General features: G+C 49.3%; 22 protein-coding genes. 3 read left to right on the forward strand and 19 right to left on the reverse strand.

The features are described 5' to 3' along the window. Positions 1-11: 11 nt before the first annotated feature. The 13 genes from tatC to V5J35_RS07235 all read right to left on the reverse strand — a co-directional run bounded on the left by tatC (position 12) and on the right by V5J35_RS07235 (position 10,222). Positions 12-764 carry a twin-arginine translocase subunit TatC gene (tatC, locus tag V5J35_RS07175; RefSeq protein ID WP_419095789.1) on the reverse strand — a complete coding sequence of 251 codons (753 nt, stop codon included), beginning with the start codon at positions 762-764 and terminating at the stop codon, positions 12-14. Beyond that, positions 752-1,120 carry a Sec-independent protein translocase protein TatB gene (gene tatB / locus V5J35_RS07180; RefSeq protein WP_354010595.1) on the reverse strand — a complete coding sequence of 123 codons (369 nt, stop codon included), beginning with the start codon at positions 1,118-1,120 and terminating at the stop codon, positions 752-754. Before tatB ends, tatC begins: the two co-directional genes overlap by 13 nt. 35 nt (positions 1,121-1,155) lie before the next feature. Continuing rightward, complete coding sequence (gene tatA, locus V5J35_RS07185) at positions 1,156-1,401, reverse strand: twin-arginine translocase TatA/TatE family subunit (protein WP_354010596.1); 246 nt, start codon at positions 1,399-1,401, stop codon at positions 1,156-1,158. Positions 1,402-1,443: 42 nt separating this feature from the next. Beyond that, on the reverse strand, positions 1,444-1,788 hold the full coding sequence (locus V5J35_RS07190) for a phosphoribosyl-ATP diphosphatase (RefSeq protein WP_354010597.1): 345 nt from the start codon (positions 1,786-1,788) through the stop codon (positions 1,444-1,446). Then, the gene (hisI, locus tag V5J35_RS07195) at positions 1,766-2,230 is read right to left on the reverse strand and encodes a phosphoribosyl-AMP cyclohydrolase (protein WP_354010598.1); all 465 of its coding nucleotides are present in this window, start codon (positions 2,228-2,230) and stop codon (positions 1,766-1,768) included. Before hisI ends, V5J35_RS07190 begins: the two co-directional genes overlap by 23 nt. After that, positions 2,212-3,813, reverse strand: a complete 1,602-nt coding sequence (gene ubiB, locus V5J35_RS07200) for a ubiquinone biosynthesis regulatory protein kinase UbiB (RefSeq protein WP_354010599.1) — start codon at positions 3,811-3,813, stop codon at positions 2,212-2,214. Before ubiB ends, hisI begins: the two co-directional genes overlap by 19 nt. Before the next feature lie 55 nt (positions 3,814-3,868). Continuing rightward, positions 3,869-4,528, reverse strand: coding sequence for a ubiquinone biosynthesis accessory factor UbiJ (locus V5J35_RS07205; protein ID WP_354010600.1), 660 nt, complete (start codon positions 4,526-4,528; stop codon positions 3,869-3,871). Next, positions 4,528-5,391: a bifunctional demethylmenaquinone methyltransferase/2-methoxy-6-polyprenyl-1,4-benzoquinol methylase UbiE gene (gene ubiE, locus V5J35_RS07210; protein WP_354010601.1), complete on the reverse strand. Its 864-nt coding sequence runs from the start codon at positions 5,389-5,391 to the stop codon at positions 4,528-4,530. The genes V5J35_RS07205 and ubiE overlap by 1 nt, the downstream gene beginning before the upstream one ends. A gap of 128 nt (positions 5,392-5,519) precedes the next feature. Next, complete coding sequence (locus tag V5J35_RS07215) at positions 5,520-5,897, reverse strand: gamma-butyrobetaine hydroxylase family protein (protein WP_354010602.1); 378 nt, start codon at positions 5,895-5,897, stop codon at positions 5,520-5,522. 67 nt (positions 5,898-5,964) lie between these two features. Beyond that, complete coding sequence (locus V5J35_RS07220; protein WP_354010603.1) at positions 5,965-7,302, reverse strand: hypothetical protein; 1,338 nt, start codon at positions 7,300-7,302, stop codon at positions 5,965-5,967. A gap of 241 nt (positions 7,303-7,543) precedes the next feature. Next, positions 7,544-8,881, reverse strand: a complete 1,338-nt coding sequence (gene hslU, locus V5J35_RS07225) for an HslU--HslV peptidase ATPase subunit (RefSeq protein ID WP_354010604.1) — start codon at positions 8,879-8,881, stop codon at positions 7,544-7,546. A gap of 107 nt (positions 8,882-8,988) precedes the next feature. After that, a complete protein-coding gene (gene hslV / locus V5J35_RS07230; RefSeq protein ID WP_354010605.1) occupies positions 8,989-9,534 on the reverse strand; it encodes an ATP-dependent protease subunit HslV in 546 nt (181 codons plus the stop codon). Positions 9,535-9,613: 79 nt separating this feature from the next. Then, positions 9,614-10,222, reverse strand: coding sequence for an SPOR domain-containing protein (locus V5J35_RS07235; RefSeq protein WP_354010606.1), 609 nt, complete (start codon positions 10,220-10,222; stop codon positions 9,614-9,616). Positions 10,223-10,515: 293 nt separating this feature from the next. Between V5J35_RS07235 and argS the strand changes: the two genes are divergently transcribed. Further along, positions 10,516-12,261 (forward strand): arginine--tRNA ligase, encoded by a 1,746-nt coding sequence (gene argS, locus V5J35_RS07240; protein ID WP_354010607.1) that lies wholly within the window; start codon positions 10,516-10,518, stop codon positions 12,259-12,261. A 51-nt stretch (positions 12,262-12,312) separates the two neighbouring features. On the opposite strand, the gene dtd is transcribed toward argS, so the two are convergent. After that, entirely contained in the window at positions 12,313-12,750 is a 438-nt protein-coding gene (gene dtd / locus V5J35_RS07245) for a D-aminoacyl-tRNA deacylase (protein ID WP_354010608.1), read from the reverse strand. Positions 12,751-12,942: 192 nt separating this feature from the next. Between dtd and V5J35_RS07250 the strand changes: the two genes are divergently transcribed. Next, positions 12,943-14,208 carry a hypothetical protein gene (locus V5J35_RS07250; RefSeq protein WP_354010609.1) on the forward strand — a complete coding sequence of 422 codons (1,266 nt, stop codon included), beginning with the start codon at positions 12,943-12,945 and terminating at the stop codon, positions 14,206-14,208. An 86-nt stretch (positions 14,209-14,294) separates the two neighbouring features. On the opposite strand, the gene pip is transcribed toward V5J35_RS07250, so the two are convergent. The 4 genes from pip to V5J35_RS07270 form a co-directional block, all read right to left on the reverse strand. Beyond that, entirely contained in the window at positions 14,295-15,251 is a 957-nt protein-coding gene (pip, locus tag V5J35_RS07255; protein WP_354010610.1) for a prolyl aminopeptidase, read from the reverse strand. 237 nt (positions 15,252-15,488) lie between these two features. Next, positions 15,489-16,334 (reverse strand): alpha/beta hydrolase, encoded by an 846-nt coding sequence (locus V5J35_RS07260; RefSeq protein ID WP_354010611.1) that lies wholly within the window; start codon positions 16,332-16,334, stop codon positions 15,489-15,491. 387 nt (positions 16,335-16,721) lie between these two features. Then, positions 16,722-18,536 (reverse strand): translational GTPase TypA, encoded by a 1,815-nt coding sequence (typA, locus tag V5J35_RS07265; protein ID WP_354010612.1) that lies wholly within the window; start codon positions 18,534-18,536, stop codon positions 16,722-16,724. Positions 18,537-18,549: 13 nt separating this feature from the next. Further along, positions 18,550-19,221 (reverse strand): protein kinase family protein, encoded by a 672-nt coding sequence (locus V5J35_RS07270; RefSeq protein ID WP_354010613.1) that lies wholly within the window; start codon positions 19,219-19,221, stop codon positions 18,550-18,552. Positions 19,222-19,662: 441 nt separating this feature from the next. Between V5J35_RS07270 and V5J35_RS07275 the strand changes: the two genes are divergently transcribed. Further along, positions 19,663-21,528, forward strand: coding sequence for a DNA cytosine methyltransferase (locus V5J35_RS07275; protein WP_354010614.1), 1,866 nt, complete (start codon positions 19,663-19,665; stop codon positions 21,526-21,528). Positions 21,529-21,581: 53 nt separating this feature from the next. On the opposite strand, the gene V5J35_RS07280 is transcribed toward V5J35_RS07275, so the two are convergent. Further along, positions 21,582-22,724, reverse strand: coding sequence for a hypothetical protein (locus V5J35_RS07280; protein WP_354010615.1), 1,143 nt, complete (start codon positions 22,722-22,724; stop codon positions 21,582-21,584). Positions 22,725-22,730 lie beyond the last annotated feature (6 nt).

Genomic DNA, 22,730 nt, shown 5'->3' on the forward strand with positions numbered 1-22,730 from the left:
GTGACAGAATGTTACTCCGGACTGGAAGGCTTCAGTTTTGAAAAAACAATGCCTGCCTCGAACAGCAGCCACATGGGAATAGCCAGTAGTGACTGAGAGATCACGTCCGGTGGGGTCAGCAACATACCCATAACAAAGCAGCCCACGACAATATAAGGTCGTTTGACTTTCAGTCTTTCAACGGTAGTGATGCCTGACCAGACCATCAGAACCGTCGCAACCGGTATTTCAAACGCCAGCCCAAAGGCAAAAAACAGTTTGAGAATAAACTCCAGATAGCGGTTGATATCGGTCATCACCGTCACCGATTCTGGCCCCACACTGGTAAAGAAGGCAAAAATCAGCGGAAACACCACATAGTAGGCAAACGCCATCCCCAGATAGAACAGCACCACGCTGGCCACCAGCAGGGGAATCGCCAGACGCTTTTCACGGCTGTACAGACCCGGCGCAATAAACGCCCAGACCTGATGCAGGACGAAAGGAATTGCCAGAAAAAAAGACAGCACCAGTGTCAGTTTGAACGGTGCCAAAAACGGAGAAGCCACCTCGGTAGCAATCATGGTACTACCTTCCGGAAAATGGGCTCGTAACGGTTCAGACACGTACTGATAAATATCGTTGGCAAACCAGATCATGCCGATAAAGACCACCCCGATCACCAGCAGACTGTGGAGTAGCCGGCGGCGCAATTCCAGCAGGTGTTGCACCAGTGGTTGTTCTTTATCGTTTTCCGGTTCCGGAGCTTCGCTCATAAGGCAGATGGCTTATTGTTAGAATGACCTTTACTGTTTTTACTGGCTGGAGTCGCTTCGGAATGAGAGCTTTCGCTATCGACTGCTTCCTTCGAATGTTCATTTACAGGGTCATTCAACGACTCCTGCAAAGAGGCTTTGGTTTTTTCCAGTTCCCGCATGACATTTTCATTGTGAATCTGTCGTTTGATATCTTCGACATTCAACTCCCGTTCCAGTTCCTCCCTGGCGTTTTGAAAGCTGCGCCGCAGTTTGCCCACCCAGTAAGCGGTTGTCCGGATCGCACCAGGAAGGCGCTCTGGTCCCAACACCACCAGAGCGATCACTGCAATCAGAAGAAGTTCCGTGAAACCAATATCCAGCACCCGCTACCTCGTCAGGTTCCCCTTGAAAAAAAAGATCAGACCTTTTTATTGTCCTTCTCATCAGCAAAAGAAGCATCTGCCTGATCTTTTCTGTGATCCGCTCCGACGCTTTTTACATCCTGTTCTTTTCCGTCTTCATCGGTGTTAAGGGCTTTCTTAAACCCCTTAACGGCACCACCAAGGTCACCACCCAGCCCCCTCAGTTTTTTGGTGCCAAACAGCATGACGACGATCAACAGAATGATTAACAATTGCCACAGGCTAATTCCACCTACGCCCATAATTACCCCTCCTTTTCACTATGAAAATGCTGTTTAACGAGATCATTGCCCTCGCGAGGCTTTTTCTTCCAGCCCTGACAAGCCAAAACGACGTTCCAGCTCCTGCAATACATCCTTATGGGACAGGCCAAGATGAGAAAGCATGACCAGAGAGTGAAACCAGAGGTCAGCCGTTTCATAAACCAGATCCGACGTTGCGCCACCGGCTTCACAGGCTTTGGCAGCAATAATGGTTTCCGCCGACTCTTCGCCAACCTTCTTGAGAATTTTGTCCAGCCCTGCCTTGTGCAGGCTGGCTACATAGGAAGCCTCCGCTTCTGCGGTACGTCGCTGTTCCAAAATCTTTGCCAGTTGATCCAGCACATCACTCACTGTTCGTTTCTCCATTCTTTCCATGGGAGCTTCCATAACTCGCCCCATAAATCGCTTCAGGGTCTTTCAAAACAGGCTCAACTGTCACCCACTCGCCCTGCTCCAGACGACTGAAGTAACAGGATTCTCGTCCCGTATGACAGGCCATTCCGCCAACCTGTTCAACCAGCATCAGAATGGAGTCACTGTCGCAATCCAGTCGCAACTCTTTTAACTGCTGCACATGACCGGACGACTCGCCCTTGCGCCACAGTTTCCCCCGGGAGCGGGACCAGTATATGCCACGCTGTTCCTTTACCGTTAATGCCAGTGCTTCCCGGTTCATCCAGGCCTGCATCAGCACCTTGCCGGTTTTCCAGTCCTGGGCAATGGCAGCCACCAGACCATCACTGTTCCAGCGAACGGCGTCCAGCCAGTCATGATTTTCAGTCTGCTTAATCAACGACTCAGAAGCCATACACCTGCTCCTCCCATCATAATTCCCTGCCAGGGCATGACACTGACCCAGCCGGGTTCAAACAACAGGGTACCACCTGCCAGCATCAGGCCAGCGCCCAACCAGTTTAGCCACTTCCTGCGACGTTCTGCCTGCTTATACATATCCATCAGTTTCTGCTGATGTTCAGACAACTGCCTCAGGCTACCCAGAGCATTCTGAGCCATATTCGGCACACTCAGCACCCAGTCTGCTGCGTTCTTTTTTATGGATTTGGCAATGCCCAGCGGCCCGACCTGATCCTTCATCCACTTTTCCAGATACGGCTGCGCTGTTGCCCACAAGTCCAGGTCAGGATAGAGCTGACGTCCCAGCCCTTCCACATTCAGCAGGGTTTTCTCCAGCAGCACCAGTTGCGGCTGAACCTCCATATTAAAACGCCGTGCAACCTGAAACAGCCTGACCAGCAGATGCCCGAAGGAAATATCTTTTAAAGGTTTCTCAAAGATGGGTTCACACACGGTACGAATAGCTGCTTCCAGCTCGCCAACCGCGGTATCTGAAGGGATCCAGCCGGAATCTACGTGCAGTTGGGCCACTTTGCGGTAATCGCGCTTGAAGAAAGCCAGAAGGTTCGCCGCCAGATAGTACTGATCTTCCGGCTCTAACGTTCCAATAATGCCGCAGTCAATACCAATGTATTTTGGTTCCGCCGGGTTTTCGATATCCACAAAAATATTGCCGGGGTGCATATCGGCATGAAAAAAGCGATCCCTGAACACCTGGGTAAAAAAGATTTCGGTGCCACGCTCTGCCAGCTTTTTCATATCCGTACCCCGTGCTTTCAGGGTTTTAATATCCGATATGGGGACACCATAGATACGATCCATCACCATCACCCTTGAGCGACAGTAATCCCAGTGAACCTGAGGCACATACAACAGGGACGACGTCAGAAAATTGCGTCGCAACTGCGAGGCATTAGCGGCTTCACGCAGCAGATCCAGTTCATCCAGAATGGTCCGTTCATAATCCCTGATCACTTCCATGGGACGCAACCGTCTGGCTTCCCAAATCAGGGTCACCAGAATACGGCTGAACAGATACATCAGGGCAATGTCTTTGCGAATCACCTTTTCAATGTCAGGCCGGATGACCTTGATCACCACTTCCTCACCAGAATGCAGCTTCGCGCTATGTACCTGAGCCACCGAAGCGGACGCCATGGGTTCATGATCGAAGCGGGCAAAGAGTTCATCCACCGGCCTGCCCAGGTCTTTTTCAATGATGCCAACCGCCTCACTGGCGGGAAAAGGTGGTACCTGGTCCTGTAATCGCGCCAGTTCGTCACTCACATCTTCTGGCAGCAGGTCTCTACGAGTGGAAAGCAACTGACCAAACTTGATAAAGATAGGTCCCAGTGCTTCCAGTGATTTTCTCAGGCGAACGCCTCTGGGGTCGTGGTTACGAATAAACAGACGCCACGGCAATAAGCGGACAAACCACCTTGCCAGAAAAGGCAGTCGTTCCGGATCCACCAGTTCATCCAGACGATAGCGGGCAATAGCGCCAATGATTTTCAGTAAACGGGTCAACTGCAACACCCTTCACTCCCGTTCCTATTATTAACTGCGTTCATGGCTGACCATGAGCCCGGGTTTATTTATGTTTCGCTTTTATCTGCTCTTCCAGAGCGGAGATTCGTTTAGCTAATTCGTCAGTGCGGTCTTGTAAAGCATTCGCTTCAGACTGCGCGAACTCCATATCAGTCCGGGCAGGCAATACCTGTAGCTCCTCCTGAAGATAGTCCTGAAGACAGTCCGGCACCTGACGGGCAGAGCGTTGAAAAATCTGTTGAAAGCCATCGGATACACGACGAACCCCTTCTGATACAGCATGTCCGGCTACATCTCCCAGGTAGCGACACACCAGACCTTCCCAGTCCAGCTCCATGCCTTTGTGTATTTCCCCAAGATCGGCAAGCAGCGCTTCATCCCCTTCTGTCACCAGTCCCGCCACGTCTTCAAAGGTAGCGAAACGTCGTCCTGCCAGCTCCATAAACGACACCAGAGAGCCTTTAACCGAGGCATCCACCTCACCTTCGTGGTATCCAGCCAGACGTATGCCGTCGGATTCAATCCACAACCACGAAGTGAAGCCCGGCTCCAGGCATTCCACCCGAAGGACCGATCCCTGATGCTTACCCAGCCTTTTTATGGTCACCGGATCAAGGTGAAGTGTTTTGTTTACAACCCCTTCAACAGAAGCAAGAAATCCGGTTTTGATGGATGGATCAAACGCACATTTTTGTTCTGGCATCAGGGCTTGACCCCCTTATGCAGGGCAACAATGCCACCGGTCATATTGTGGTACGTGGTATTCACAAAACCGGCATCTTTCATCATGCTCTCCAGCGTGTCCTGATCCGGGTGTTTGCGAATGCTTTCCGCCAGATATTTATAACTCTCTGAATCATTGGCAATCAGTTTGCCCATTACTGGCAGCAGATTAAAAGAGTACGTATCGTAGACTTTGGTCAGAAGCGGATTACGGGTTTTGGAAAACTCCAGTACCAACAATCGTCCTCCCGGTTTGAGAACCCGGCACATGGACGCCAGGGCAGCCGGTTTGTCGGTCACGTTCCTTAGCCCGAATGCAATGGTGATACAGTCAAAGGTATTATCCGGAAAGGGCAGGCATTCAGCATTGGCCTGAACGTATTCAATATTGCCAGCTATGCCAGCATCCACCAGCCGGTCGCGCCCGACTTTCAGCATGGAGTCATTAATATCCGCCAGTACCACCCGACCGCTATCGCCAACCCTTCGGGCAAACTGTTTCGTCAGGTCTCCCGTGCCACCGGCAATATCAAGCACCTGATGCCCACGCCGGACAGCAGACAGTTCAATGGCAAACCGCTTCCATAGTCGATGAACGCCCATCGACATCAGGTCGTTCATCACATCGTAATTGTTGGCGACGGAATGGAAAACACCGGCCACCAGGCTCTCTTTTTCGTCAGGAGGCACTTCCCTGAAACCGAAATGGGTACTTTCCTGATCCCGAACATTGCTCTGAACATTGCTCTGAACATTGCTCCGAACCTGATGAGTTGTCCGGCACTCACCGTCATTATTATTGAACTCTGACGATGGTCTCCCGCTGTCATGGCTGCTGGTCATCTACTCCCCCGACTCACAAAGGCATTCAATCCGCCTGACTGATACACAGTGTTACGAGATAAACATGCGTACAAATGCGGAGTTCATTGTATATGAATCGCGAGGAGAGTGTAGGGAAATATAATCAATCACATAAGTTTTACAACAGACGCTTCCGGGTCACGGCTGGCACCGGCTGCATGAATCTGACGCAGGTAATCTTCCCAGTGACTTTCCTTATTAATACACAAGTCGTGAAGATAGTCCCAGCTGAACAGACCGCTGTTATGGCCGTCATCAAAGGTCAGCTTGATAGCGTAGTTGCCCACGGCTTCAATGCCTGTGATGACGACATATTTTTTACCGGTCTGAAGTACCGGATTGCCATGCCCCTGAACTTCTGCCGAAGGACTGAAAACCCGGAGCAGTTCGCAGGGGAGTTTAAAGCGTTGTCCATCGCTGTAGGTCAGCTCCAGTTCTCTGGAACGTTTATGCAGGTTAATAGCTGAAGGTACAGGGGGTGTCATCGTAATAGTCTTCCACAAAAATGACGAAGGCAATGAGCTGGCACTATACCATAAAGGTTATTTGAACTTATCCGGACTCTCCCCCACGGATCACTCTGTCGAGATCACCACACACATGATCGTAGGCTTTATCACCTGCAGGCGTGGCATATCCATGAAGCGAAAAGCCGGGCGTATGGCCCCATTGTATAGCTGCCCGGGTATCCTCTAAGGCGGAGCGTAAATTGCCTGCCAGTCGCTTCTGTCCGCAACACAGGAATGATTCAGGACTTTTAAGAATGGCAGGCGGAAGACCATAAGCCATCAGCAGAAATTGCAGCAGAAGTGTAAACGTTCTGCCGTTCGCAGACTTGAAGGGATGAAGCTGTTGTAACTCGGTGGTATAACGGCAAAGAACAGCGATCAGTTCATCTTCATTCCTGCACCGGGCCAGTTCCTGATTCAGCCGCAACAGTGTGTTTTCAGTCAGGTTTTTCAGTTCTGAGCGTGGCGGAGAGACCTTTCGGATATAATGATCGAAATCCTGAGTCAGGCACTCTGTTAGTTTGTCCAGAACTCTTCCTTCTTTATCGCCGCTAAAGAAACGACCAAAGCAAGACGTTGTACGAGTGCTAAGATGCCTGGCCATGACGGAATAAAACTGTTGAACATTCGGATAACTGGCTTCCTGCCTGTTTTGTTTGTGAGCGAGCAGAATAGCCCTGACCGCTTCAGGATTTTCAATATGCCTGAACAATTCTGCGGTCACATTTTTCCCGAGAAGGAGAGGCGCACGAATGGACTCATCTTTATAGCGAAATATAAAGGCTGCTTTCTTCAAGACCTGCTCATCACTCAGACTGCACTGATAGATGTGTTGCTCATAAATATCTTCCGCTTCTGAAAGCCCTTCAGCATCAAAGTAAGGGAGATCACTGTAACAGGAATGGCTCAAAGGCATTATCATATACCTTTGATCAGGCGTTACAAACTCTCCGGGGGAAAATTCCGCATCATGTGCCGCTACCACACTGTGAAGCTGGCACAGTTTTTCAGAGGTTATAACCGGCGCCTCCCCCGGTTTCAGGGCATCTAACCAGCCCAGTATCATCCCCCAGCCTTGAGACAGGGTTTCAAGACAGCGAGGCTCGCGTTCTGCATACGCCCCTAAACCTTTTTCTTTCATCAGCAAGTCCCCATCGACCAGAAGCCTTGGCAGCTGGGGTGCTGGGATATTTTTCACATACTCAACACCTTTAGCAGGATTTGTGGTGAAAGGAACAGCCACAGACGGCACAACCGGTTCCGCTGACACCTCTGCACTCCGGTGTGTCAGAGAAGGTGAGTGATCTCTGTGACCAGAGACAGGTTCGGGGCTACTGATGCCCTCATCTGTGCGCCTGTCCCTGAAGGCAGAAAACTGCATGCTACTGTCTGAAACGGGTTCCATCCTCGTCGACACTCCCTTAGCTTAAAATCAACGGTTTCCAGTCAGGCCTATGCCAACCGGATTTTACAAATTACCGTGTTTAGACAGGGGATCAGCAGAAAAGTGCCACATCGTAGAGAAAGGATGACAGAGGCAGTCGGGTAGGCAGGCAGACAATGAAAGGAAAACGGCTGGCTTCCGACAGAGCGAAAGCCAGCACGCGGTCATTAAACCGTTATCAAAGAATGTAGCGGCTCAGGTCTTCATCCTGAACCAGCTCACCCAGATGATCGTTGACATAAGCCTGGTCAATCAGCAGCGGCTTCTCAGCATGCTCCGACGCCAGGTCCGCAGCACTGTAGGAAATTTCTTCCAGCAGGCGTTCCATAACGGTGTGCAGACGACGAGCCCCAATATTTTCAGTGTTTTCGTTGACCGCCCAGGCCACTTCGGCAATACGATTGATACCGGTCTGGTCAAAATCGATATTCAGGTCTTCAGTCTTCATCAGCGCCTGATACTGCTCGGTCAGGGAAGCGTCCGGCTCAGTCAGGATGCGGTTAAAGTCCTGGGTACTCAGAGCTTTCAGTTCAACACGGATTGGCAGACGACCCTGCAGTTCCGGAATCAGGTCAGAAGGCTTGGCCAGATGGAAAGCACCGGAAGCCACAAACAGAATATGATCGGTTTTGATCATGCCGTACTTGGTGGAAACCGTGCAGCCTTCAATCAGAGGCAGCAGGTCACGCTGAACCCCTTCACGGGATACATCGGCAGAAGAGCCGCCGGCACGCTTGGCTACCTTGTCGATCTCATCGATAAAGACAATGCCGTTCTGCTCTACCGCTTCAATCGCTCGGGCTTTCAGCTCGTCTTCGTTGACCAGTTTGGCGGCTTCTTCATCCTGAACCAGCTTCAGGGCATCTTTCACCTTCAGCTTGCGGGTTTTTGTCTTACCCTGATTCAGGTTGGAGAACATGCCCTGCAGCTGGTTGGTCATCTCTTCCATGCCCGGAGGCGCCATGATCTCAACACCCATGGCCGCTTCGTTAACGTCGATCTCAATGTCCTTGTCATCCAGATCGCCTTCACGCAGCTTTTTGCGGAATACCTGACGGGTACCGGATTCCTTAGGCTGGGACTCTTCGTTGAAATCACGGGCAGGTGGCAGCAGAGCATCCAGAATACGCTCTTCAGCGGCATCCATGGCACGAGGCTTCACTTTCTCCATTTCCTGCTCGCGCAGCATTTTGACGGCGGCGTCCATCAGGTCACGGACAATGGATTCTACGTCACGACCCACATAACCCACTTCGGTGAACTTGGTGGCTTCAACCTTGATAAACGGTGCATTCGCCAGCTTCGCCAGACGACGGGCGATTTCTGTCTTGCCCACGCCGGTCGGGCCGATCATCAGAATGTTTTTAGGGGAGATTTCATTACGCAGCTCTTCATCCAGCTGCATACGACGCCAGCGGTTACGCAGGGCGATGGCCACCGCACGCTTGGCGTCATCCTGACCGATAATGTGTTTGTCCAGTTCGTGAACAATTTCACGAGGTGTCATATTAGACATGGTTAAAACTCTTTAAACGCTGTTTATTCCAAGAATGTTTATTCCGAGAATGTTCGTTCTGGAAATGCCAAACTCATTCAGTAGACACTTCCTGTACGGGAGTGTGTTTATTCTTTAGTGGAAATTTCTTCAATCACGCGGTTGTGGTTGGTGTAAACACACACATCCGCCGCAATTTCCAGACTCTTTTCAACAATCTCCCGGGCGCCCATCTCTGTATTCTGGTACAGCGCCTTGGCGGCAGACTGGGCAAAGAAACCACCGGAACCAATAGCCAGAATGCCATCTTCGGTGACCATCACGTCACCATTACCGGTAATAATCAGGGAGGCTTTCGCGTCAGCCACGATCAGCATGGCTTCCAGACGATTCAAAGTGCGATCAGTGCGCCACTCTTTGGCCAGCTCTACCGCAGACTTTTCCAGACGCCCCTGGTGCTTTTCCAGGTGTGCCTCAAAACGTTCAAACAGGGTAAAGGCGTCAGCAGTACCACCGGCAAAACCGGCAATCACCTTACCTTTGTACAGACGACGTACTTTGTGGGCATTGCCCTTAATAACGGCATCGCCCAGGGAGACCTGGCCATCACCGCCTACCACCACACTGTCAGCTCGACGGACAGACAGAATAGTTGTGCCACGATACTGTTCCAAGGTGGACTCCTTTCATTCAATGATGTAATTCAGGAGTCTATATTGGGCGCATCCACGCATTATCAAGGGTAAAGGCCAATTATTTTAATTTCAGCAGAAGGCTGTCGATCTTCTGTTCAGCCAGAATCCGCCGGGCATTGTCCAGACTTCCCTGGTCATCAAACGGCCCTATCTGCACCCGGTGCCAGGTTTCTCCACCCGCTACATTAACTTTCGAAATACGGGGCGTCAGTCCTGACAGAATCAGATTGGCTCGCAATCGTTCTGCATCCTTTTCACTGCGAAACGAGCCGGCCTGCAAAAGGTAACGGTTATGTTCTGCTGGTTTTGGAGCAGGAGTCCGTGTTGTTGTGGCAGGCTTGCCCTGAGCAGCTGGTTGCGGCGCGGAACGGGTGAGCGGAGTGACTTCCGGCTCAGGCAGAACCACCTCACTTTCCGGCAACAGCGTATAAAAATCGAAAACCGGATTCGGCTCACTGCCTTGTTCCGAAGCCTTGCCATCCGGACGCTGCGGCACAGGTACGTCTATGGCGGACGGCGTCAGGTTGATCAGTGACGCGACAAAAAAGCCCAGTGCAAAACCGGTCACCAGGAATAACCATCCCGGCACCTTGGGTTTTCCGCTACTGGATTTACGGGCGTTGCCTTTACTGGCTCCCCGTCGGCTGGTTGCTCTCTGGGCACTCATTCGGCTGACATTCCAATCTTCAATCTTACAGAGTCACTCAGCCCCTATTATCACCGCTGGAACCAGCATCAGGTCAAGCCTCACAGGTCAATGTATGTTGTTTAAATGCGCTATTTTCGCTAGCATTCGCAGCCAAGATCGCCCTCATTCACCCCTGTTATCCCGCCTGTTTTCTCCCTCCGGGCGAACCTTTTCAGGGAACCGACTGAGAGCAACCCCAACATAACGACTGTCGACGGCCGGGAAGGTTGTCGAAGTAAAATTGACACGAGTTTCACATCAAGGACTCATCCATGAATATTCTCAAGCTGCTTGAAGACAGAGTCATCAAGGCGCTGAACGCCGCCGGTGCTCCAGAAGACACGCCTGCCATGGTACGCCCAAGCGCCCGCGCTAACTTTGGCGACTACCAGTGCAATGCGGTAATGGCAGCTGCCAAGAAAATGGGTCAGAAGCCCCGTGATCTGGCTCAGACCGTTGTTGATCATCTGGATCTGGACGGTATCGCAGAAAAAACCGAAATTGCCGGTCCGGGCTTTATCAATATTTATCTGGCACCAGAGTTTCTGTCTAAGGGTTTGCACACTGCCGTGTCTGATGAACGCATTGGTGTCGAGAAGGTAGAAAAGCCGCAGACCGTTATTGTGGACTACTCTGCCCCCAATGTTGCCAAAGAGATGCATGTAGGCCACCTGCGCTCTACCATCATCGGTGACTCTACTGCCCGCACCCTGGAGTTTCTGGGTCACAAGGTAATCCGCCAGAACCATCTGGGCGACTGGGGTACCCAGTTCGGTATGCTGATTGCTCACCTGGAAGAACTCGAACAGAGCAACCAGGAAGAAGCCATGGATATGGAACTGTCTGACCTGGAAACCTTCTATAAAGCTGCCAAAAAGCGCTTTGACGAAGACGAAGCCTTTGCCGCAAAAGCCCGTGACTACGTGGTTCGCCTGCAAGCGGGTGAACCACATTTCAAAAAGCTGTGGAGACGACTGGTCGACGTTACCCTTTCTCACAACCAGGAAGTCTATGAGCGCCTGAACGTGTCCCTGACTCCGGGTGATGTGATGGGCGAAAGCGCCTACAACGACAGCCTGCCAGTGATCATCAAGGCACTGGACAGCAAAGGTCTGCTGAGCGAAGACCAGGGTGCCAAAGTGGTCTTTCTGGATGAGTTCAAAAACAAAGACGGCGACCCGATGGGTGTGATCGTCGAGAAGTCCGGTGGTGGCTTCCTGTACTCTACCACCGACCTCGCGGCTATCCGTCACCGTGTTCACACTCTGAACGCTGACCGTGTCCTTTATTATGTTGATGCCCGTCAGGGCCAGCACTTCGAACAGGTTTACACCATTGCCCGCAAGGCAGGTTTTGCGACAGAAGACGTGCAACTGGAGCACCACGCATTTGGCATGATGCTGGGCAAAGACGGCAAGCCGTTCAAAACCCGTGCTGGCACCACCATTAAACTGGTTGACCTGCTGAACGAAGCAGAAGAACGTGCTGCCCGCCTGATCGCCAGCAAGGACAGCGACCTGAGCGAAGAGCAGAAAGTCAACGTGATCAAAGCGGTGGCCATGGGTTCCGTGAAGTACGCTGACCTGTCCAAGAACCGCACCAGCGACTATGTGTTCGACTGGGACAACATGCTGGCCTTCGAGGGCAATACCGCTCCTTACATGCTGTACGCCTACACCCGTGTACAGAGCATCTTCCGTAAGGCGGGTCTCAGCGAGTCTGACCTGCAGGGCGATATCGTCATTGGTGAAGCAACCGAGCGCGAACTGTCCCTGAAGCTGGCACGCTTCAGTGAAACCGTTGAACAGGCAGCCCGTGAAGGTATGCCACACATCGTCTGCGGTTATCTGTACGAGTTGTCCGGAGCCTTTATGAGCTTCTACGAAGCCTGCCCGGTGAACAAGGAAGGCGTTTCTGAAGAACTGAAGAACTCCCGACTGCAACTGTGTTCCCTGACCGCCAGAACCATTAAGCAGGGTCTGGATCTGCTGGGTATTGAGACTGTCGAGCAGATGTAACTAGCGGCAGGTAATTACCACATCGTCATCCCCGCGCAGTGGGGATGACGTTTACACGTTCAGATTAAACGTCACCGGGCCATCATTAAGAAGAGAAACTTTCATATCGGCAGCAAACTGGCCGGTTGCAACATCAGCATGCAGCGTTTTTGCGTGCTGGACAAAATAATCATACATCGCCTCTCCGTGTTCAGGGCTGGCTCCTGAACTGAAACCGGGTCGCAACCCTTTGCGGGTATCAGCCACCAGAGTGAACTGCGAAACGATCAGCAGACCGCCTCCGGTATCTTTCAGTCCCAGATTCATCTTGCCCTGCTCATCCGAAAAAACACGATACTTCAGCACCTTTTCCAGCAGTTTATCGGCTTTGGCCTGGTCGTCGTCTTTCTCTACGCCCAGAAACAATAACAACCCCTCACCAATCTCACCGACTGTTTCACCATCAACTTTTACACTGGCAAACTGAACCCTCTGAATAAGTCCGCGCATAACCGGATCAACTCCTTTAGTTTCTTCAAAAAAATGGCAACCCGCAGTGAACTCTGCTTTTTACATAATCTGAGAAAGCAACCTGTTAGCTGAGGTAACAAAAATGGTCAGTATTCCTGACACCACTGAATTTTCCACAAATAAATGATCCAAACAGGCAGAAATTTATTTTAAACAGGAATTTTGACTGCCATGGACATTTCTACACCATCTTCCTCAGCCCAAGAGTACCCATACTTAGTAAGCAGCGAGCCTGCACCTACCAGCTCCCCACTGTTCTCTGGCTGGTATACGACAGCCAGGGCAGGAAGCTCTACCTTTAAACCCGAGGCATCCTCTCAACCATACAGATCAGGTAATATCTCATCAGGCAAGAGCATAAACACCTATTCCGTGAGAAACGTGATGCCCGGTGAAAAAAATTCTCAGGTATCTACCTATAAGGACATGATTAAGAAAGCGATTGAAAGTGCGCCTGGACAAAAAATGCTGCTTAACGAAATATACCAATGGTTCCAAAATGAACAGCCTGCTTATATCGCGAAAAAAGGTGACTGGAAAAACTCTATCCGTCATAACCTCTCTTTACACTCCCAGTTCGTTAAAACTGGGTTCAACAAATCAGCTAAAAGCAATTATTGGGGAATTAATTCTTCCAAATCAAAGCAAGATAAAAAATCCAGCAAACAACGAAAGCGGCAAAAATCAGGGGCATCAGCGAGTAGTACTACACTGACCAGTACCTCTTCTACTGTGCGTGTTAATCAGCTACCGGCAAAGGATAGAGTTGAGACACCGGTATCCACTACTCATTGGGAACCCAGATTAAACCTTTCAACAAACATCGGATTCAGTCAGAGTCACTTCCACACACCTTCCAAAATTCTGCCGGAGTATTGCTCAACAGCCATTGATCGGTCTGACTCAATGACCTCAGAATATAGTCTGCCTGGAACCTCCTCATTAAAGCCAAATTCTCCACTGCTTCAGAGCTGGCCGGTCAACAATAGGCTGCAAACTCCACCATCTATAGAGATTAGTGAGGATAGTTCACCAGCGTCAGCCGACTTTGGCTTACATCAGGAAGCAACTTTAACAGGCAAGAACCCAGACAATACGGAAGTACCGGTGGATAAGCTAGAACCATCGTTAGTTAGCCCACCTTTTCAAAGATTCACCCCAGACGTCATTTCATGGCTACTTGATCCTGATAGTACTGATAGACCTTATGTAGGCTGGCAAAGCCCCCAAATGAACAATCCGACCAGTAATACCACTCACGGATGGACAACCCACACTGGCGACACACCCTATTATCTGGCTCCTTTGGATGGCTTCTCACCTGAACCATATGGTTACTTCCGACCTACAGACAATCCATACGGTGGAAGCAGCACGTACAGCTCAGAGCTATCAGCCAAACCAAAAGGCGCCGGAGGCAGTTCTGGAAACGACTGACGGCGGAATATCAGGCCAGAGAAGCCGTATGTGCGCTTTAATTAATCGGAGAGAACTCTCTCCTTGCTTGTTACGATTAAAGCCGGCTAGGCTTCGAACTGGCGGGCAAACTTGTCCGAAGCGCGCACCAGAGCATCGGTAATAGATGCTTCACTGGCAGCATGGCCGGCATCCCGAATCACCAGCAACTCGGCCTTCGTCCAGTGTCTGGCAAGTTCTGATGCATTATCCAGTGGACAGACCATATCGTAACGACCATGAATGATAATGCCGGGAATCTGGTCGATCAGCCCCATGTTACTGATGATTTGTCCCGGTTTTAAAAAGGCATCATTAACAAAGTAGTGGGCTTCAATCCGTGCGATAGCCATAGCGAAGTGTGGGTCAGCCGCTTCATCTTCCATCTCCTGACTGGGTCGCAGTGAACTGATTCTGCCTTCCCAGAGAGACCAGTGTTTGGCGGCATTCATACGGGCCAGTTCGTTATCTCCCATTAAACGACGATGATACGCCTTCAGCATATCGCCGCGTTCTTTTTCAGGAATAATCTCTTCAAAATGCGCCCAGTGGTCAGGAAAGATCCGGGCGGCACCATCAGGCTTGTAAAGCCAGTCCTGATCCTGCTGCCGGGCAAGAAAGATGCCGCGTAGGATAAGCCCCTTAACCTTTGCCGGATGAGCCTGGGCATAGACCAGAGACAAAGTCGATCCCCAGGAACCTCCAAACAGCACCCAGCTGTCTACTTTGAGAAAAGTGCGAATCTTTTCAATATCCTCAACCAGATGCTGAGTGGTGTTGTCTTTCAGTTCCAGATGCGGTCTGGAATGACCACAGCCACGCTGGTCGAAAACAATAATCCGGTACTTTTCCGGATCAAAAAAGCGCCGGGACTTTTCTGTACTCCCTGCCCCGGGACCACCATGAATAAACAGAACCGGAATGCCATCCGGGCTACCACTCTCCTCGACATACAGTTCATGAAGCTTATCCACTTTCAGAAAATGGGTGGCGTAAGGTTTGATGGCAGGGTAGAGCGTATGCATGGGTATTCCTTCAAATGCGACTAATGGTCACAAACTGGCAAGTCAACCATTACTAAAACATACCCTGAAAACCCGCTCAGTAGAAGTCAAAGCGACAGAGAAAACCACTAAACCTCAACTGGGATCCCGATAACCGGGACAGGCAGGCTAACAGCCTGCCGTTGCATACATCCCGCAAGTACTGACAATGACTCTTTTACCTACATAAAGCCGTGTCGTTTTATTTTCTGTAAACGATTACAGGTCTGATTTCAGTAACCATCGCAGCATGTCAGGGAACCGCTTTGCCCAGTCTTTCTCTGAATGCATACCTTCGTGGTCAATGTTCAGGCACAGCCGTCTGGTAAAGGGTTTCCGGGACAATTGCTGGTAGAATGACCGGACACCCTCAAGGTAGATATCGGGAAAGCACTGCAATGATGAATCGCTGGTTTCTCTGGTGCCAATATCCATGTAGATGGAGAGTGATTTAACAAAATCAGTCTCATCAATAAACGTCCTGAGTGGTTTTTCTGCAAACCAGAAAGCAGGGGACATGGCACCCACATTACTGAAGATATCCGGGTATTTCAGAGCCGTATAAAGGCTGATTACTGCCCCCATTGAACTACCTGCGATCAGAGTTGTTTCCCGACCCGGGCGGGTTCTGAAATGCTGATCTATAAATGGTTTCAGTGTCCGGGTTAACCAGTCAGTGTAAAGGTCACCTTTGCCACCCCTGGTCAGTTTCTGGTTTTGCCAGTGATTCAGCCCAACGGCTGGCGCAGCATACCATGGTGAATACTCACTCATGCGATCAAGTCCGGCGTCCTCAACAGAACAGTCAATAGCAACCAGAATGACCCCTGATGTGATGCCTGTTTTCTGCAGCTGGTCGAGCTGTTCACCTGCCTGCCAGCTGGCACCTGAAACAGGGGACCCCGGGTAGAAAAGGTTTTGACCGTCATGCATGTAGAGAACAGGGTAAGTGTTAATTGAGCACTCATAGTCAATCGGTAAATACACTTTTACCAGGCCTGCACGCTGCAGAGGGGATTGTTTTAAGTTCTGAACAATTTTAAGGCGTGTCTGTTCGTAATCCATGATCTTTATAAAAAAAGAGTCAGCAGCATCTGTTGTGGGACAGAGTAAGCTGACTGCTGACCATAAGGATATTAAATGAAACGCATAACGATCCGGCCAGAAACTGCGAAGGAACGTTATGGCTTCATTCTAATTGAAAATGGTCAGCCAGTAGCGCTGTAAACGATTACAGTCTGACCTTCAGAATGGCAGGGGATTATGCACAAACAAGCCGTTAAAAAGCTGCTGAGTGAATGGCTATAGCCGGGTACAATCGAATGCAAAATTTCAAGGACTTCGAGCTGCAGGTTGATGGCTTATGGTTACTCACTGACCAGAATGTTCAGGCAGCAAAGGAGGCACAAAGCCTCCTCCCACAGCAAATGCTGTTAATACCAGTCGCAATAATTATTTAGAACGGCTGGCACGCTTGCGCTCATGTTCTTTCAGGAACTTCTTACGCAGGCGAATGTGGTTAGGTGTTACCTCTACCAGTTCATCGTCGTCGATGAATTCCAGAGCCTGTTCCAGAGAGTGACGAATAGGTGGTGTCAGCTGAATGTTTTCATCAGAGCCAGACGCACGAACGTTGGTCAGTTGCTTGCCTTTGGTCGGGTTAACCACCAGGTCATTGTCACGGTTGTGCAGACCGATGATCTGGCCTTCATACACGTCAACGTTAGGCGGCAGGAACAAACGACCACGGTCTTGCAGGTTCCACAGGGCATAACCCAGTACCTTGCCGTTTACCATGGAAACCAGCACACCGTTCTGGCGATGAGTCACTTCACCGTCTTTTACGACACCGTAGTGATCAAAGACATTGGTCAGGATACCGCTACCGGATGTCATGGTCAGGAACTGGGAACGGAAACCGATCAGGCCACGGGCTGGCATGACGAATTCCAGACGTACACGACCTTTGCCGTCTGGTACCATATTGGTCAGTTCGGCTTTACGCAGACCCATCTCTTCCATCAGGGAACCCTGATGTTCTTCTTCGATGTCAATCACCACCTGTTCGTAAGGTTCCTGTTTGACACCGTCGACTTCGCGTACCACCACTTCAGGACGGGAAACACCCAGCTCGAAGCCTTCACGACGCATGGTTTCAATCAGAACAGACAGGTGCAGCTCACCACGGCCTGATACCTTGAACTTGTCGGCACTGTCGCCCGGCTCTACCCGCAGGGCAACGTTGTGCAGCAGTTCCTGCTCCAGACGATCCTTAATATTACGGGAGGTCACGTACTTGCCATCCTGACCGGCAAACGGAGAGTCGTTCACCTGGAAGGTCATGCTGACCGTTGGCTCATCTACAGTCAGTGGTGGCAGCGCTTCAACATTATCCGGGTGGCACAGGGTGTCAGAGATATTCAGCTTGTCGATACCGGTCACACAAACGATATCTCCCGCACGAGCCTCTTCTACGTCAACACGCTCCAGACCCAGATGGCCCATCACTTTCAGAATTTTGGCGCTGCGTACATTGCCATCGGCACCAATCAGCTTGATCGGAGTGGAAGGCTTCAAGGTACCACGGGTGATACGACCCACACCGATAACACCCAGGAAGCTGCTGTAATCCAGGGCAGACACCTGCATCTGGAAAGGTGCTTCAACATCAACTTTTGGAGCCGGTACATTGCTGGTAATCATCTCGAACAGTGGCGTCATGTCTTCCGCCATGTTCTCAGGGTCATCACCGGCAATACCGTTCAGGGCAGAAGCGTAAATGACCGGGAAGTCCAGTTGTTCTTCCGTCGCACCCAGACGGTCAAACAGGTCAAACACTTCATCCATTACCCAGTCTGGACGGGCGCCCGGGCGGTCAATCTTGTTGATCACCACAATCGGGCGCAGTCCCTGTTCAAACGCCTTCTGGGTTACAAAACGCGTCTGGGGCATTGGGCCATCCACGGCGTCTACCAGCAGCAATACGGAGTCCACCATGGACAGAACCCGCTCTACCTCACCACCGAAATCAGCGTGTCCCGGCGTGTCCACAATATTGATGTGGAAATCCTGCCAGTTGATCGCCGTGTTTTTCGCCAGAATGGTAATGCCGCGCTCTTTTTCCTGGTCGTTGGAGTCCATGATGCGCTCAGCACCCTGATCCTTGCGACCCAAAGTGCCTGACTGCTGCAGCAGTTTGTCTACCAGCGTCGTTTTACCGTGGTCAACGTGCGCGATAATCGCAATATTACGAAGTTTTTCTATCACTTTCTTTCTCTCATCAAATCTCGTTTACAGTCCCTGACTGAATAACACGGGTCACTTCTTCAGCGTCTATATTGGCCTGTTCCGCGTACACCGAAGGGAATGTGTTATTTTCAAGCAGGTAAGCCACATCGGCCTCGTAACGGGCCATGTGACAGAAATTCCTCAAGCACAGCTCTTTTTTCAGAGCGCCGAAGCTAAAGCGCATATCGGCAATATCGATCAACCCGAGAGTTCCATCGGGCTGCTGCACAATATTGCCCAGGTGTGCAGAGCGAAAATACACGCCCAGCCTGTGCATTCTGGCGATCAGTCGGGCATTGTCTGCCAGTAACTGCTGCCTCTGCTGTGCGCTGACCAGAGGCAGCGCCTGCCGCAGGGTTTTGCCTGGTAGAGGCTGATAATGCACTGCGGTTCTTGCAACAGAAGGTATACGGTAGCAGTTAATTATCTCTACCGTCGGAATATTCAGTTGATGCAGCCTGTCGGCATTTCGTGCAAAACGAACAGAATAGGGCAGGAACCGGGCAGAGCTGAACCGGCTTTTTACCATAAACAGTTTCAGGAACGAGCCATCGTTCAGACGCAGGACTTTATCGCCGTCCCCATCGCGCTCGATAACCTCTGCGCCCTTGCACAAGGCCTGAAAATCCCTGTCAGAAAGTCGCTTGCCAAACAGCCGCCGCATCACCTGAAATCTACCTGTAATAACCGGGGAAAATTAAAAAGCGCTGAATATTAACGCATACCGATGAAAAATGCTCATATCAATCGCCTTAGTAGCCTTAGTAACGTATTCGAATTTTGGCGTACCATCAGGGCAACCACAGCTCAGAGCTGTGCCAGCTCACCTGTGCTTGTGGGTTCCCGGCAGGCTTTTCCACATAGTGAATAGGTTTTTTCTCTGCTTGAAAAAAACAACAATCAAGACAAAGATGTAACATAAGTAACCTAAGTCACATTGTTATGAGCAGAAGTAATAGCGGCAGAGTCGTCGTTGATATCGATGTCTCCTTGAAAAAACAGTTATATGCACAGCTATCTATAGATGGGCTAACCCTCAAGGAGTTTTTCCTCAGTTCTGTCAAAGCTTATATAGAAAAAGGCGGGACTGGAGCCTCCACCAAAATTGAAGCAGCAAGCTCAGGCAACCATTCGAACAAAACAGAGTAAAAAAGCATATATGAAAGTTCTTTCTCTTTTCACTGGCGGTGGCGGACTAGACATTGGCTTCAAGGAAGCTGGCTTTGACATTGTTGCTTGTTTGGAAATTGACAAACCATCCTGTGGAACCTTGCAAATGAATAAAGGACACTACGTTGGTGACCAATGCCAAATATTTAACAACGATATTACAAAAACAGCCCCAGAGTCGCTTAGCCTGGACTCCATAGATTTTATTATCGGGGGGCCTCCATGCCAGAGCTTTTCTGCTGCAGGCCGTCGTGCTGGAGGCGTTTATGGTATAAACGATACAAGAGGCTCGTTGTTCTGGTATTACTGCAAATTTCTGGAACACTTCCAGCCTAAGGGCTTCCTCTTTGAAAACGTCAAGGGAATTTTACAAGCAAATAAGTCTGACGACTGGAACACCATCAAAAAAAGCTTTGAGCAGGTTGGCTACCGTTTGAAGTACATGGTGCTTGATGCTGCTGATTATGGTGTAGCACAGCATAGAGAGAGGGTCATCATGGTTGGTATCAGGGAGGACCTTGAAGCTGACTTTGCTTTTCCTCTGCCAACACACGGCCCTGATAGCCTAGACAGAAAAGATTATGTCACTGCCGGTCAAGCCCTGGATGACTTAGATGATCCTAACGAAATAGTTCCGCCCTATACAGGAAAATATGGTCACCTGATTCCAGACATCCCTCCTGGTATGAATTATTCATTTTACACTGAAAAAATGGGACACCCATCGCCCAGGTTTGCTTGGCGCTCTAAATTTTCCGGTTTTTTATATAAGTTGTCACCAGATCAATTATCAAAAACAATTGTTGCCAATCAAGGAAAATACGATGGGCCATTCCACTGGAAAAATCGAAAGCTTCACGTATGCGAACTGAAGAGATTACAAGGATTCCCTGATGACTACAAAATGATCGACTCAAAAGCAGAAGCAACCAAACAGATTGGTAACTCTGTATCTCCAAAAATGGCTAAACAACTTGGGCTCGCTGTTAAGAAACAGCTTTTCGGAGAAGATTCCAATGTAGACCTTATGCCTGAAGGTTTTTCGCTTTCACATGGCGCAAGGAAAGCAATGAAGTCTAAAAAAACTAGAAAACTTACAACACAAAACACAGTAAGCGATCAGCTCTCCCTGATAGGAAAAAAACATTACAATAAGTCGATGATCTTTGAAGACGTGATTCGATACAAAGATAATATTCAGTTCAAAATATCAGGAAACCTTAATGCTGGAGACTGGGTTATTCACGTAAATGAACAGGGTAGCCACCAACCCAAGATAGAATACCAACTCAATTTGATGTTTACAGAGTTAGCTGGGTGCGAGTTCAAACAAATTGATGCAACAATCTCTACCAGTGATATTTTTAAGTTGGATATTTTATGGGACAGCATCCATGAGGCTGTAAACCTGAGCAGCAGCTATGAAAACTTACAACCGTTGTATGGACATTTTACTGAACCATATCCGAAATTCAGGCTACGACTGTCAGTAAAAAAGCTACAGCAGCTTACTGAACACGAACAGTTCATTGTTGACTTTTTTGAAAAAATGGTTGGCTTTCATTTTTTATCAAAAGAGCAAGCTCTATCAGCAATCAACCCTGATAAAGAAATCGCCAGGCTTCTATCCAGACAATTGAGAGAACATAATTTTGACGTCAGAACTCATGAGACAAACCGGGCTATTAAGGAGGGCTATTTTAAAGCTTGTTACCCATTCTCCCTGAGTAGCAAGTCTCATAGCTATGTAACCTGGATAGAAAAAGGCAGGCACAAAACAGCAGACATCTTAACTGCATAACATAGAGCCGACTGGCGGGGTGTCCTTTTCAGGACACCTTTTGCTAGCTTTGCTTAAGAATAAAAAGAAAGCCACTGTTTTAGGGTTTCTTTTTTAAGATCGATAGCTGTTACAAGATGTTTATTTAAGTCACTCATGACATCTGTAACAGAGGCTCCATTAAATGATGCCAAAGCCACCAAGTCATAAACACTTAAAGGCAAAACAGCAATATCGAAGTCATCTCTCAATCTATTAATGTATTCAGCCCAAAGACGGTCTTTTGCAACATACTCCTTCACTGCAATTTTTGCTGCTGACACTGCAAAATAGTACTTCATTCCGCTATTATTTTTCTTTCTGTTCTCAATAGCTCCTAATATTTCAAAGCCAATGGTTTTGGTTTTATCTTTTACCTCTACACCTACTTCCGCAACACCATCCTGATTGTTGAACCAAAAATCCCCAGGAGCTTTAGACTGAGAGTCAGCTGCTGTTTTATGACCCTCTACACCTTCCAATATCAAACTTTTGTGCGTATTCAATACAAACGGGGTCATCAATGAAACCACCAACAGCTTGATAAACTGGGGGTCTGAAATATCATCTGCAAACTTAAGAAGATCAGTAAATGACTTACCGGACTTACCAGACAGGCTTAACAATTTATTTTGTTCAGTTTCCCTACCCTTTCTTATTTTCAGTCCAATGCTTAGCAGATAACAGAAACATTGGTGCGCTTCATCTGAGGAACAGTCATTAATATCGTTCATAATGTTCTGGAACAAGGCCATATCAAACTTCACAGACTGTTCAATAGCTTCGTTCCTATTAATTCGCTCAGCAGAGCGCATTTTCTCAATAGCTCTAGAACCTTGCATACCAGAATTAGGAGAACAAAAACCTTGAGCGATCCTAGCTTTGTTTACCAAAGGCACTGTATAGTTTTCATCGTTGGACCTGATAGCAAACCCTCCCTCTATTCTTGTCTTATCATGGTGTTGAGACCAGATTCGACAAACATCCTGCTCAGGATTCAACCATTTATACCAAGCTGCTGTAAGAAACAAATTAACGGGAGAAGTCCAGCCATAACCTCCAAAATTCCATTTATTTATATTTTCATAAATTGCTGTTGGCACCAAATTCTGTGTTTTTTTTGCCATAGCTTCGCTGTCAGCCAATGCGCTATCAAGCGCAGACCTAATATCAGTCATAGTGGT

Origin of the sequence: Endozoicomonas sp. NE40, assembly GCF_040549045.1 — a bacterium.
Taxonomy (GTDB): Bacteria; Pseudomonadota; Gammaproteobacteria; order Pseudomonadales; family Endozoicomonadaceae; genus Endozoicomonas_A; species Endozoicomonas_A lisbonensis.

Bases quoted from the DNA above. Each gene is read 5' to 3' on its own strand.
- tatA (WP_354010596.1), bottom strand. From the start codon at position 1,401: ATGGGCGTAGGTGGAATTAGCCTGTGGCAATTGTTAATCATTCTGTTG.
- V5J35_RS07190 (WP_354010597.1), bottom strand. From the start codon at position 1,788: ATGGAGAAACGAACAGTGAGTGATGTGCTGGATCAACTGGCAAAGATT.
- hisI (WP_354010598.1), bottom strand. From the start codon at position 2,230: ATGGCTTCTGAGTCGTTGATTAAGCAGACTGAAAATCATGACTGGCTG.
- V5J35_RS07205 (WP_354010600.1), bottom strand. From the start codon at position 4,528: ATGCCAGAACAAAAATGTGCGTTTGATCCATCCATCAAAACCGGATTT.
- ubiE (WP_354010601.1), bottom strand. From the start codon at position 5,391: ATGACCAGCAGCCATGACAGCGGGAGACCATCGTCAGAGTTCAATAAT.
- V5J35_RS07215 (WP_354010602.1), bottom strand. From the start codon at position 5,897: ATGACACCCCCTGTACCTTCAGCTATTAACCTGCATAAACGTTCCAGA.
- V5J35_RS07220 (WP_354010603.1), bottom strand. From the start codon at position 7,302: ATGCAGTTTTCTGCCTTCAGGGACAGGCGCACAGATGAGGGCATCAGT.
- hslU (WP_354010604.1), bottom strand. From the start codon at position 8,881: ATGTCTAATATGACACCTCGTGAAATTGTTCACGAACTGGACAAACAC.
- V5J35_RS07235 (WP_354010606.1), bottom strand. From the start codon at position 10,222: ATGAGTGCCCAGAGAGCAACCAGCCGACGGGGAGCCAGTAAAGGCAAC.
- argS (WP_354010607.1), top strand. From the start codon at position 10,516: ATGAATATTCTCAAGCTGCTTGAAGACAGAGTCATCAAGGCGCTGAAC.
- dtd (WP_354010608.1), bottom strand. From the start codon at position 12,750: ATGCGCGGACTTATTCAGAGGGTTCAGTTTGCCAGTGTAAAAGTTGAT.
- V5J35_RS07250 (WP_354010609.1), top strand. From the start codon at position 12,943: ATGGACATTTCTACACCATCTTCCTCAGCCCAAGAGTACCCATACTTA.
- pip (WP_354010610.1), bottom strand. From the start codon at position 15,251: ATGCATACGCTCTACCCTGCCATCAAACCTTACGCCACCCATTTTCTG.
- V5J35_RS07260 (WP_354010611.1), bottom strand. From the start codon at position 16,334: ATGGATTACGAACAGACACGCCTTAAAATTGTTCAGAACTTAAAACAA.
- V5J35_RS07270 (WP_354010613.1), bottom strand. From the start codon at position 19,221: ATGCGGCGGCTGTTTGGCAAGCGACTTTCTGACAGGGATTTTCAGGCC.
- V5J35_RS07280 (WP_354010615.1), bottom strand. From the start codon at position 22,724: ATGACTGATATTAGGTCTGCGCTTGATAGCGCATTGGCTGACAGCGAA.